Below are 13,190 nucleotides of genomic sequence, written 5' to 3' on the forward strand. Positions count from 1 at the left end.
TCCTTACTCGTTATTTTTGAATCAACTTCACCAGAAGTTCCAGCGTCGATTTTTCTCGATAGATACGGAGCTTGATCTTGCCCCCAAGTCCCACTATTCCAACTTGTTCGCGCAGATCATTAATATTTTTGATCGGAACTCCGTTCGCCTCCAGAATAAAGTCGTAACGTTTGATTCCTGCAAGTTCAGCCGAAGACTGAGGCTCCATATCATAAACTAGTATTCCCGTCCAAGAACCGGGAATTCCCAGTGCGATTCTGTGATCCGGAAGCGGAATCGTCGCCATCACTCCGAGAATCGCAGGACGAATATGTCTACCCTGATTGGACTCGATCATTCTGATGATTTTCAGCGCATAGTTACTTGGAATCGCAAAACCGATCCCCGAGTTTTTTCCCGTTTCGCTTCGGATCAATCGATTGATTCCGATCACCTCTCCATATATGTTTAAAAGCGGACCACCGCTACTTCCCGGGTTGATCATACTGTCGATTTGAATGTGAGTCTGTCCAGTCTCGTCCAAATCTTCCCTATATTTCGCGGAAACGACACCCACACTAAACGAACGCTCCAAACCGAAAGGAGAACCAATCACGATCGCCCAATCTCCAACTTCGATTTGATCCGAATCTCCGAACACGACCGGGCGCAATCCCGATCCTTCTCTGATTTTCAAAAGTGCGATATCAGCGCGTTCATGACTTCCGACATACTTTGCGGCGTGAACACTCCCGTTGGAAGTGATCACTTCGATACTTTCCGAACCTTCGATCACATGATAGTTCGTAACGATATAACCTTTTTCGTGGACGAAAAATCCGCTTCCGAAAGAAGCCGGTCTTTCGCTCTTAAAATCGAAGTAATGATACGGACTTGTTATCGATTCGCTTTTTTTCGTTCGAATGGAAACCACGGAATCCCTCACGAAATGATAAACGTTTCGAAACGAATTCTGAATTTCAATCGCAGACTTTTGTTTGCCGGGGCTGATCGGCCTCTTATCGGAGAAAAGAGAAGACAACGAACAATCCTTCGGAAAAATCAGAACCAACGTTAGAACAATGAAAAGAATTCCGTTGAAAACGACTACTTTTGGGAGTGAACGTATAAATTCCATGCTAGAACCTAAATTCAATTCTACTCGTTCGAAGAACAAGTCTAAATCGAAAATCAAAGCCAGACTCGGAAGAACCTTAATCTTAATCACTCTTTGTTTTGCTCTTGAAAATTGTGTGGGGTATCTTTGGCATTTAGGAACCGGACAACTCGACATTTTATTGAAACGACAATCGATCCAATCGATTCTTCAAGATACGAACACAAAGAAAGAATTAAAAACCAAACTGCAACAAGTCGAAACGTTTCGAGAATACGGAATCAAAGAGTTGGCCCTGAATCCGTCCTCAGGATTTAAAAGTTTCGTAGAGTTGGACCGAAAGGAAATCGGTTGGCACGTTGCCGCCTGTTACCCTCTTAAATTAGAATCCTATACGTGGTGGTTTCCGATTGCGGGAACAGTTCCTTATAAAGGTTACTTCGATTTGGAAAAAGCAAAAGAAGAAGAAAAAAAGCTCAAAGAAAAAGGATTCGATACGAGGATTAGAATCACCTCCGGCTATTCCACTCTCGGTTGGTTTGAGGATCCGATTTTTTCTTCCCAACTAAACGATAAGGAACCTTACGAAGTCGCCTCTCTCGTGTTTCACGAAATGGCGCACGCTACGGTTTATTTTCCGGGAGATTCCTTATTTAACGAAAGTTATGCGAGCTTTGTCGAAGAAGAAGGAACTTTCCATTTTCTGGAATCCGTGGAAGGAAAAGAAAGCCTAATCAAAAAGGAAATTCTTCTTAAAAAGATAGAATCACAGAAATTTAAAAAACTTTTGGTTTCCACCGCGGACAATCTGCAAAAATTATACGTTTCAAAAATCAGCGATTGGGAAAAACTAGAGGGCAAGAAACGCATCTTAAACGAATTCAAAGACATTCTTCTTTCCACCAAAGAAGAATTCAAAACGATTCATACGGAAAGACTCGCTTCTAAAAACTGGAATAACGAGGATTTTGTGGGTTATCTACGATATCATTCCGGTTCCGACTTCTTTCGAAAAGAATTCGAAAAAGCGGACCGTAATTTCACCAAGTTCCACGAAAGAATGAGATCCCTTATCGATCTTTCGAACGAGGAACGAAAAAAATTACTTCAATCCAATTCGCTATATACGGAGTAGAATCGGCACAGAATTCATGATAACATCAGAATTCAATAAAATCCATTGGGATTTGTTCTAGTAATCCTAGACCCGTTTCAGATCTCATTTTTTTGATTTTCGTTTTGGAAGTGAAATTCACACTTCAAAAAATCTAAAGAAATGGTTTCTTTACTTCAATGCTCGATATGATTGGCGCGGGACTAAAGAAAAAAGTGGGATTGCTGATAGGCAAATACGAATAACGTTATCTACCGGTTCGTTAGTATAAAGACCAAAATTCTATTCTTCCGAAATAAAACTGTTCGTATAAAGCCTATAACCGTTCCAAATTCGATCCAAAGGATAAACTTCCTTAATAGCGTCTAACGCCTCTTGGAATCGGATATAAAGCGGAATTTTCGTTCCGCTGCGTTTGGTAAAACGTTTCAGAAAATCGACATGCGCGGTATCCGTTTGATCTCCGATAAAGACGACTCCCGGACTTAAAAAGTTTTGTCCGATCCAATAAAAAGAATCCCTATAATTTTGAATGTCGTAACGTTCCTCTTCCAAAAAGGAGGAGGTAAAAATCCAATTTCCTTTTTTCGGAGTTCCGTAGGAATTTGGAAGTGTATCTCCCCCAAAACTCAAACTCACCTGATTGACGATCTCCAGAGGTTCCTGAAGAATATAAAGACGGCTCTTGGAATCAGAACCTAATTTTCCCGAGCCCGCCTCATAAACTTCGAGATCTTTTAAGGACTTCTTCCAACTTTCCTTAGACTTCGAACTTGCCAAAAATTGAATTTGATATTCGGGAGAAAATTCCTCCTTCGTGGAAAAAACGGGATTTGTAATGAGAGATTTTGGATCGTTGACGAGATAAAATCGATCCTCGGTTCTTGGAACCAAAGGAATTCTAAAATGATACGAACTCAAATAAAGATAGGTAAGCTTATTTTTTGCAAGTTTGATATTTTTTCTATATTCGTTTTCAAGTTCTTCCCTAAGTAGAACCTCGTAACCTCCTCTTGCCGCCTCTTCCAAATATTGAAATAAGGAAGCCCTAAGTTTACGATTGTCTTTAAAAGCAAGATCCCCTTTGGACTTCCCATTAATAAAGCGGATATAAAAGGACTCAAGACCTAAATCCATCACGGCAAGAAACTCCTGATCGGCGGGAAGCTTTTCTTTGAGTTTCTCCGCAACGGATACAAAAACGGGAATGTCCTTATAATCGGGATTGGAATTTAAAATCAAAGGCCGTGTTAGAGATAAAAGATCCTTAGCCACGGCGAGATCAAAGAATACCTCGGAATTGTTCTTTTGAAAACAGATCTTTTGTAAATACGTAATCAAATCTAGGAGCTCGATCCTTTCTTCATAACTAAAATGTTTTCCTCGTTTGGATCGAATCGTAGAATTCAAGAACTCGACAAACTCCCTCGGCGTTTTTGCTGACGCTTTTTCGTAAAGGGACAACCATTCCGTTTTTTCGCCTTTGCCTTCGAGCGAGGTGATTTCACCTCGGTGAAAAAAGTGTTTATTCATTAGAATATTCTTATCTTTGAATATCTTTTCGTATTCCGAACCGGTCTCGAAGCGTGATCCGATTTTATTCATCCAATCCTTACTCTTGGACAATTCCCCTCTTGAAAATAAGGCCTGAGCGTAACCGAGCGTCATACGAAGAGCTCTGGATTTCGCCCCAGTATTCCATTCATATTCCACCAAAGACTCCGCGAGCAAATTGACCTCTTCGTTTTCTTGAAACGGAACCGAATATAAAATCAAACGATACAAAAGACTCCGCTCCTCTGCATCCAAGGATTCGAAAAGTTTGGAGGAATTCCCGTAAACCGCAGAGTAGAGAGAATATGGGGAAAACCAGGCTCCTGTAATCTCCCTTTTCCAATTTCGGAATAATCTTTCTCTAAACCTCCCGGTATCCTCGTCGTCTTCCTTCCTCTTTAAGACTTCGAGCGCATCTTTCCAATTTCCGGAAAGAATCATATATAACTCTTCCTTTCTATGGATTTGATTTTTAGAAAGAGCCGCGCCTTGTAAAAAATATTTCTGCGCATACAAACCTTGCAGAATCTCCTCCACTCCCCTTATTTCTTCGGAGTCGCTCGAACTTTCCAAAGCGAGCTTTCCAGCAAATTCCCCGACCTCCGGTTCATAGTGAATTCTTGCAATTTTTAGAATATTCTTATAATATAAATAAGGATCGTAAAAAGGAGAAATAACCTTATCCAATACCTTCAGCGAAGACGGAAGCACGGGAACTCCGCTCTTAAACGAATACAACGTCTTCAGTAAATTTTTCTTGGAGGAATCCATCACGTCTTGGAAGGAATAAGTAACACAATCGGAAAGATTCTTATCGAGATAGCAGGTCAAAAGTGCGGAAAACAAAATCGAATCCTTTACGGAATCTTCTCCCGTATTATTCAAAAGGTTACCGTAGATTTCCTTCATCGTAGTTCCCGGAGAAAGTTTCCATCTTAAACGGAGCATATCCAATTCTCCAAAAAGGTCCGCATTCTCCGTTTTTTGAAAAGACCGGTTCGAAAACGCGTAGGTATATGCCTCTCTTAAATTTTCTTTTCTTTCGTTCTTTCTAGCCAAAACATGCAAATTTTCAGAGGATCCGCGCGTTTCTTTTTTCCTCAAAACACTCGAACCTAAAAACAAATTTCCAGGAACGAAATCGAACAGAACGCTTTCCGGAGAAACAGTTTCGCAGGAAGTATTCAAAAGGCAGATTGAAACATTACGAATTCCTGATGCGCTTAACACTTCGTAAACCTCGGAGATTTTTCCGAGGTCGAACTTCGTTTTTTCATAGAAAAGAACAGAAGAAATCTCGCTTCGATTGTGAAAAAGATCTCGAATCGAAAGATTTTGCGCGGAAAAACTTTCTCCGAAAGAATTATCTCCACTGATGCTCGGAAAAGGAGCCACGAGCATATCCGTATCCAAAAGCCTGGTTAAAATCTGATTTGAAGCGATTTTTTTTACAGGAAGAGTCGAGTTGTAATTCGGCGACCCTTCTACGATTGCAACGTTACGCGCTATTCTTCTATCTTTTTCCTGAAGTGGCCTCAGGTGAGAAGGCCGGAAAATTAAGGAGAACTTTTTAGGAAGGGTATTTCGAATCCTTTCGAAATCGATATGATCTCCCAGTTGTACAAACCAAATCTTCCGAGAGACAAACGGAATTTTTCCCGAATTGGAGATCCGACTTAAGACCTCTTCCAACTTTCCGGTTTGTTCCAAATACTCTTCATTGGATGCCGTAGCACGGTAGATCCTTACCTTATCGTCGGTAGATTCGATTCTAAGATAACCTTCATCCGAGTTGAGCAAAGCGGTCACTGCGGGTTCTTTCGAGAATATACCAAGATATCCGTCCAAATCCGGATTTTTACGATTTATAACGCTAAGCTCTTTTTCCAAATCCTTAGAAAGGTCCCGATATTCCTTGAGTAGACTTTCAGATTTTTCCTTTTTTTCCAACGCGTTCTGAATCGCAGCATAGACGGATCTTTGTTTTCTGATGATATTTTGTAGTCTTACGACATCGGCTGTAAAACTTGGATCTTCCGATTCATGAGGAATTCTCATAAATTGACGGTACAGATTCAATTTGTGAAGCAGATTCAAACTTTGAAACCCTTCGGAAAGCCGACCCGATTCGAAATTGAGTTCCGATTGTATTTTAAAAAGCTTATATATTAAAAAATACTTAAGTTCGTTTATCAAATGAGGATGAGACAATAAAAGGGTAATGGCCCGATCGACCCTTTCCTTTGCTTTGGAATGACTTTTTTCCTTTCTATAAATCTCTGCCTGAGTCACAAGCGTTTCGATCCATTCTTGAATATAGTAAAATTCGTTTGCAGTTTCGGAAGTTAGATTCAAGGTCGAAATTGCCTTTTCCGTATCCCCTAATCGAACGTAAAGATTTGCCCTGCTGATTGAATACAACAACCTTTCTTTTCTTGTATACGGATCCTCCGCAAGACCGACAATCTCTTTGGGAACCATAGAAGGATTCTCTAAAAGTCCGGCCGCCCGGCCGAACAACTCGAAACCAGACAGTACATCTCCCATTCGAAAGAACTGCTCTCCCTGATAGTAATAAACCAGCGCCAAAGTCGGATCGTGGTCGGGAAACGTGTTATAAAATTTTAATATACATTTTTTAGTTTCGGAATGGATCACTTCCTCTTGATACTGAGTATCGCCCAAACAACCTTTTACAAAATTATTTTTGGAGGAAATCAAACGTTCGGAAGCCGAACGCAGATTTTGCAACTCCAGCTCTGGATCTTCTTCCGTATTTTCCAAATATCCAAAGTAGGAATAGAGTCCCCTTTTAAAGGAAGTTCTTGCCTTAGAAGCAAAACCCTTTTCGATTTCAAACTTCTCAGCCTGCTCATAGGCTTCCATTGCAGTCTTAAATTCATTCCGTTTAAAATTTAAATACCCCAAATCGTTAAACGAATTGGATCGGATGAAAGAAGCCGCTAACGTAGAGCCCAAATTTTTCGACTTTACGTAAACCAGACGGGAATTAATCTCTTCGATTGCTCTTTCGATTTCCATAGACGCAATTAGGTTATTTACTCGGATTCCACTAGTCATCAAGGGTTGAAACTTAGGAGAAATCGCCTCCGGAAACCTTCCTTCACCCGAAATACGAACCCCATCCGGAAGAGCGGCCTCCCAAACCCAATCCCAAATGTAATCCCAAAATTTAAGTTTTACACCTTTAGGAATCCAACCGGATCCGGACCGATTTGCAAGGATTTGATCAGCTTTAACTAGATGAGATTCCGATAATTTATATTTTCCTAATTTTTGGTAACAGAGTGCCAAGCCGTTGTGAAGATTGACCGGGTCGATCCATCCGCTTTCCCCATTCAAAGAAAGCGCGTCCTTATAGTAAAAAATTGCGTTTGTATATTCCCCGGATTCCATATAAGAAAGGCCGGTTAACGTGAATAAAAGTGCGAGTTTGAGCTTGTATTGTCGGAGTTTTTCCGCGCTATCCCTTCCTCCGATCAGAGTTTTTTTGGATTCGTTTTCAAAATACAAGTTGGAAGCGGCTTTGAGTTTTTGAACCGCCGACCTATAATCGGCTACATAGATCGAAGATCTCGCGGAATTAAATAGGAATATCACCTTCTGACGATAATTTTCAAACTGGGTTTTGGAAATGATATAATCCGACAGGGAATCTACTTTCGAATACTGTTCGTTGGCTTTCGGATAATTTTTCAAAAGGAAATAATTGTTTCCAAGATTTAGTCTTAGATCGGAAAGGGCCTTCTTGTTTTCAAAATTTTCCCCCAAAAGCTCAAGAACCTGACTGTAAAGTTCAATGTTTTCCTCAAAATTTTTTTCGGGAAAATATTTCTTATAAATACTTGCATACCTCTCTTCGTCGTTCGGTTGATCTTCTCCGGGCTTCCTGCTTTTTAAAATGTCCACATACTGGTACATCCAACCCAAAAGCTGATAAGCCTCGTAATATCTCGGATCGGCGAAGATGATCCACCGCAACTCGTATTCGGCTTGTTTAAAGTCCCTAAGAATCTCTTCCTTTCTCGCGGGAGTCATTGAATCGGCGGCATTGTAGTAGGTCTCTCGAATCACGCTTCGGTTGACTAAATAATACGAATAACCGTATAACGTCGCTAAATCCAAAACGGGCCTGGATCTTGGAACCGCGACCTTATAATATTGATTGATATAAGCGAGTCCTTCCTCCGAAAGCGGATCCACGCTGGCGATATCGATCACATTGAGTTTATTCAAAAGCGCTTTTTGTTTTTCTTCGCTTAAGAAACCCGAAAGTTTGAAGACGGAATCCACCATCATTCTCTGATAATAAATCGCATATTCCTTATAGAGAGTTTCTATAAATAGGTTTCTATTTTTTACGAGAAACATATTTTCAGTATTGTAAAAGTAATGAAAGGCCGCGTCCTGTAGATTTCCCCTACGGTCGTGATCCCTCGCTTTGTTTTCAAAGTAGACAAAAGAACGTTCGATTTCCTTTTCATCCAAGTCCACGCCAAGAAGGGGATCGTATTTTTCCAAATAGATTCGAAGTTCGTCAAAAGACTTCTGAACTTCTCCGAGTCCTTTGAAGTTGTCCGATTTCAGAAGATGTCCTTTTAAAAAAAGAGGATCGGTTTCTGCAACGTTTGATAAAAAAGTATTCAATAAAGAATTACTTTCCTCGAACGAACCTTTTCCGTTCAAGCCGAGAGATTTAACGTATAAGAAATATTGAAACAACCTAGGGGATTTTTTTTCGAGAGAATTGGATACGATGGAAATTTCTGCCGCATTCGTTCGTTCCAGAAAATTCTTTCCTACGATCACTTCCCGATCAATCTGTTCGTAGAGAAGCCTTAGATCCTCCTTCCCGGTCTGAGGATCGTTGGCAACTTGAAAAAAAGATTCGGGAATCTTATACCCGTGTAGGAACGCGTTTTTGTATTGTAAATCCCCCGACTTTCGGTAGATATCCCGAATCCGATAGTAATCCGGATAATAATTTAGAATTTCATCATATACTTTCAAAGAATGCTGAAAATTTCCGGACTTCCGAGCCAAATCCCCCTCTTCCTCCAAAAGGGAAGCCAGAAGATTATTTCCCACTCCCGAAACGGTTCGAATTTGTTCATAATACTCCCTGAGTTCCCGGATCGCGAGCGGAATCGAATTCTTTTTTTCTTGTGCGAGTAAAAGTCCGTATCCAAGTCCGGTAACCGAGTTTAAACGGGAAGCTGAAATTTCTTTTTTAGCGCTTTCCGCGATTGCGAATCTCCCGGAATTTTTCGCTTCTTCGTATTTCAAAAGAAGGACTTTGGACCGGATCAATGGGTAAATCGGGTCTTCCGAAAAGTAAAACTCAATCGCATCAATCGCCAAAAGAAAATTTTCGAAACTTTGTTTATCCTTATATTGCAAAGCGAGTTCGTATTGAGAAATGATATTTTTTTCCTTGGGCACGGCACCGGAAGCGGGAATAAAATAAATATTTAGAGTATTATAATATGCCGCCGTAAACAAAATCGAGCCGCCGTTAAACGAAGAGAATCTGGAGTCGAACAACGAATCGTTTCCCGATGTTAGCTGACGAACCGCCCCCGTCCTCAAATCCTTTCTTATAATGAGACTGTTATCCCTTTCGTCCAAGCGTCCGTTTTTGTTCGTGTCGTTTCGAATCGAAGTATAATATAAATACCGTTTATCGTCCGAAAGAGAAGGAGAAAAATTAAGATACGAATCCTTTGTAAGCCTTTCGCTTTTTCCGGACGTAAGATCCAAAAGATACACGTCACCGGAAGGGCTTTCCTGATACGAAAGATAAACGATCGATTTACCGTCAAAAGACCATACCGGAGAAGCCCCGCCATTTTGAGTCAATAGTTTCATTGGCTCCTTGCCTTCCGTATCCAGGACGACTAAATTCTGGATTCCCGGAGTCAAACGATCCGTGGAAAACACCAAATGGCGGCTATCAGGAGCAAAAAAAGGATCCGTATCCACATTCGAATCCTTTTTACCGGGAAGATTAAAATTAGGATTTGTTAATATTACAAAATCAGAATTTATAAACCGCTTTCCTTCTAGAATTTTTTCAGCCCACAAACCCGGATCCATCTCAAGCAAAACCAAATCCCCGGAAGAGTCGTATTGTTCAGATACGAAGACCAATTTTTTTCCGTCCGGACTGATCGCCGGTTTAAATTCCGGCGCGGGATGTGAGGTAACCGGAACCGTGATCGAACTTTTTAAGTCACGAAACCAAATGTCGTAATTCCCCTTTTGACCGGTCGTATAAAAAAGAAACCTCCCATCGGCCGTCGTAGAATTGTATAAATTATTTCCCCTCTGTACGGTAAGAGGAAACGGTTTTTCGTTTTCCGGAGTGAAATAATTTACGGCAATGGAAGAATAATTGAACTCCATGGGTTTAATCTTAGAGGATGCGCGAAAGACAGAACAATGATAGAGAAAGAAAAAACAGAGAAAGAAGGAAAATCGAATCATGACTTATTCCTTACGCACCCATTTACCGGGTGACTTCTCGTAGTATTCCCCTTTTTCCACAAGACGATACCAAGTCTGTTGGAGATGAATTTTTAGGTGTTCCGATTTTTCTTTCGAGTCTGTCTTAGAACCCGATTCGGAACGAAAGGCGATCACCTTACCTCTATGTTCGTTAACAAGCGTAATCAAGGAATCGATCCGAGACTTCACTTCCTTTTTGGTAAGATATCCCGCGGCCGGGTTGATCCTGAGTTTTCCGTCGAGTCCTTCGGCTAAAAAACCCTCCTCTTTCCAGGTCTTAACTTCCGGAGCCAGATATGCGAGAACTTTTAAGGACATTAGAATATCCTTATCTTCTCTGGCATAGTTATCGCCCGAAAAATCCCTTCTCCAAACTTCAGAACCCGCGGAGGAAGTTTTGACCGAAGAAATCAGCCATCCGTCCTTTTCCAAAATTCGATCCTCTCCGATCATCTGTTTTTCGGAGGAGGTCTGCGTCTGAGTAAAAGTAATAGAAGGGGATTTAATGATACAATCCGTTAAAAACGAACCCGATGCGAAAAACAAAAACATTAGATTTTTCTGATTTAGAATTCTGCTTTTCATCTTAGGGCTCTCCTTACTGATACGTATCGATTTCGGATCTTGCTCTTTTTAGGAAATTCGCAAGCGGCATTCTCTGTTGCGAAATTTGGCTATTTTCCAAATTGATGATCGTATTTAAAACGGAACGTTTAAACTGAATGACGGCATAGACGAGCCCTTTTGACAATTCCACTTCGATCTTGTCCACCGCATAACTGTTGTAGATAAAATCCGTGAATAGATTCGAAGGCGTAAAAATATTCACCGCACTTTTGGCGAAATCCCCGCCGATCTGAAATACACTGAAGAACAGATTTACGTTCGGAATCGGGTCAGCAAGATTTCTACCCGAAACGTTTAGATCGGCCTTGATTTTTCCGTCGTCGATCTTGGACCTTCTTTTAGGAGGAAGAAGTTGTTTCAGATCGATGTCCTTAACCTGAAGCACCGCGCTGAATTCCATTTTCTCCGGATTTCCCTCGCCCACGTTCACCAAAATGTCTTTTCCGTTCACAAGACCGTCGAGAGTAAACACTTTCAAATATTCTAATTTTAGAAAGTTCTCCGAGTAATCGATTCTTGCGGACAAACCAGGCTGACCGTTTTTCGGTTTTACGTAGTCGAACGGAATCCCACTGATCGAGGGATGTGTTCCGACAATTTGTTTGATCGTAAAGTTCGGAGAAGGGATTCTTCCGTAGGTTTTGATGAACTTTTCCTTGTTTCCGTCGATGAGATTACGAGTCGTTTTAACGGAAAGATCATGAACAAACGGGAATTCGGCATTCAAACCTTCGATCTGATAGAGTTTACAATCCTCGCCGGGACAAAACGCGTTCGCATAACCGAAGTTGGAATTTTTAGAAATTAAATTTCCGTTCGCGATCGAATTTTTAAGGCGAAACTGTATCGAGAACAATCCTTCAAAGCTAATTCCTTTAAAAAGATACGCGGCCTTCGGGGATTTCAATACGATATTTCCCTTCAGATCGGGGATAAAATCTCCAAAAACCCCCTCTTCCGATTTGGATGCCTTTCTTAAATTTCCACCTACATCCATCTTAAATTTGGATTCAAATACGCTCAGATCAAACTTAGAAAGACTAATGGAGGAATTTTTTGCGATTTTCACATCTAAATCCGTTTTTAAATCCCTTACTTGAATTCCAGGAAGATCGAAAAGAAATTTGCCGGAAACGGACTGATCGCCGTCCACAAGGGAATAATCGACTTCGCCTTTTAAAGTGATCTTATTGCCCAAATTGTTTCTTACGGGAACGAGACTTTCCCGAAGAGAAAACGGTAAGGTCGGAGTCAAACGATCCAATTCGGTTCGGACCATGAGGGAGGTAAGGTTCATCCGAAAACCCTTTGTAAGATACAAACTCCCCACCGAAGAAATCATAAGCGACTCTCTTCCTTCCGCGCCTTTCGTCGAAAGTGAAAGAGAATCCAATCGGACCAAGTTCGGAACGAAAGGTTTTTCGAATTGAATCCGAGTTTTCAGATCGAGATTTATAGGAATCGGAGACGACTTTCCTCTTCCCATCGGGAACCGAAACCCGGCAAGCTGAACCATTCCATTCACATTCAAAGAATGGAATGTTCCTTCGATCTTCATCCTCAAACCCAAAATTCCATCCAGAGTTTTCATATAATCGGTGAGATTTAAATTTTGAACCGCAAGATCCAAATCGACTTGGGAACCGCGAACGACGTTTCCGGTCGCGGCCAATTGAATTCCGTTGTAGGTAACGAGAAATTCCTTGAGCTCTAGATTTTCAAGCAGCGGAATTGGCTTATACACGTTAGGCGATTCTTCCGTCAAAGGATGAAGAATAGAATCTGCGACAAGTTTCAACTCCGGAATCCTATGATTTTTTCCGCCTATGGAAATCAAAAGATCCTTTGCGGAAAGATCCGCTGCAACTTTCAGACGAGTATCCTTTCCGGAAATCGTAATCGGAGCCAAACGCAGTTCTCCGTCCAACCTCATCTTGGGAATTCCGGGTATCGTAGACAAAAAATCGGAAAGCGGTTTTAAACGAATCGAAGATTTCCGAATTGCAAACTGAACGTTTCTTTCTTTGGAAGAAACTCCGGCTATTTCCCCCTCACCCGATAACCAAACGTCCTGGTCCACTTTGAATTCGAGAGATTTGAGTTTGAGTTTGTCTTCTTTTTCCAGATAATCGATTTCGTATTTGAGACCGAAACCGAATGGAGCCAGCAAACGATTCCGAATCCGGATCGGAATCGAATCCGATCCGATATCCGCTTTCGAAACGATCACTCCTCCCTCGTTACGAGACAATTCCAACCCGAGTCTAAAAG

Annotated in this window: 5 protein-coding genes (1 of these 5 only partly in view); 1 reads left to right on the forward strand and 4 read right to left on the reverse strand. The window is 41.2% G+C overall.

Going from position 1 to position 13,190, the window contains the following annotated elements; translation table 11 throughout:
- Positions 1–10: 10 nt before the first annotated feature.
- Positions 11–1,117, reverse strand: coding sequence for a S1C family serine protease (locus LEP1GSC062_RS01680; RefSeq protein WP_020983201.1), 1,107 nt, complete (start codon positions 1,115–1,117; stop codon positions 11–13).
- Between LEP1GSC062_RS01680 and LEP1GSC062_RS01685 the strand changes: the two genes are divergently transcribed.
- Positions 1,116–2,231 carry an aminopeptidase gene (locus LEP1GSC062_RS01685; protein WP_020983315.1) on the forward strand — a complete coding sequence of 372 codons (1,116 nt, stop codon included), beginning with the start codon at positions 1,116–1,118 and terminating at the stop codon, positions 2,229–2,231. The two genes, LEP1GSC062_RS01680 and LEP1GSC062_RS01685, sit on opposite strands and share 2 nt — an antisense overlap.
- Before the next feature lie 261 nt (positions 2,232–2,492).
- Here LEP1GSC062_RS01685 and LEP1GSC062_RS01690 read toward each other — a convergent pair whose 3' ends face one another.
- The 3 genes in view from LEP1GSC062_RS01690 to LEP1GSC062_RS01700 are tightly spaced (at most 13 nt apart) and all read right to left on the reverse strand, a layout consistent with a single transcriptional unit that may run on beyond the window.
- Positions 2,493–10,271: a TolB-like translocation protein gene (locus tag LEP1GSC062_RS01690; protein ID WP_020983235.1), complete on the reverse strand. Its 7,779-nt coding sequence runs from the start codon at positions 10,269–10,271 to the stop codon at positions 2,493–2,495.
- Between the two features lie 3 nt (positions 10,272–10,274).
- Positions 10,275–10,877 carry a DUF1318 domain-containing protein gene (locus LEP1GSC062_RS01695; RefSeq protein WP_020983259.1) on the reverse strand — a complete coding sequence of 201 codons (603 nt, stop codon included), beginning with the start codon at positions 10,875–10,877 and terminating at the stop codon, positions 10,275–10,277.
- A gap of 13 nt (positions 10,878–10,890) precedes the next feature.
- A protein-coding gene (locus LEP1GSC062_RS01700) for an LIC_11026 family protein (RefSeq protein ID WP_039940865.1) crosses the window boundary here: on the reverse strand, positions 10,891–13,190 show its 3' portion. The gene runs 706 nt beyond the window's last position; only the last 2,300 of its 3,006 coding nucleotides appear in the window; its start codon lies off the right edge, out of view — the gene reads right to left on this strand; it ends in the stop codon at positions 10,891–10,893.

Source organism: Leptospira alexanderi serovar Manhao 3 str. L 60 (assembly GCF_000243815.2).
Classification (GTDB): Bacteria; Spirochaetota; Leptospiria; order Leptospirales; family Leptospiraceae; genus Leptospira; species Leptospira alexanderi.

Coding starts and splice junctions, on each gene's coding strand:
- LEP1GSC062_RS01695 (WP_020983259.1), bottom strand. CDS start 10,877: ATGAAAAGCAGAATTCTAAATCAGAAAAATCTAATGTTTTTGTTTTTC.
- LEP1GSC062_RS01685 (WP_020983315.1), top strand. CDS start 1,116: ATGCTAGAACCTAAATTCAATTCTACTCGTTCGAAGAACAAGTCTAAA.
- LEP1GSC062_RS01690 (WP_020983235.1), bottom strand. CDS start 10,271: ATGATTCGATTTTCCTTCTTTCTCTGTTTTTTCTTTCTCTATCATTGT.
- LEP1GSC062_RS01680 (WP_020983201.1), bottom strand. CDS start 1,117: ATGGAATTTATACGTTCACTCCCAAAAGTAGTCGTTTTCAACGGAATT.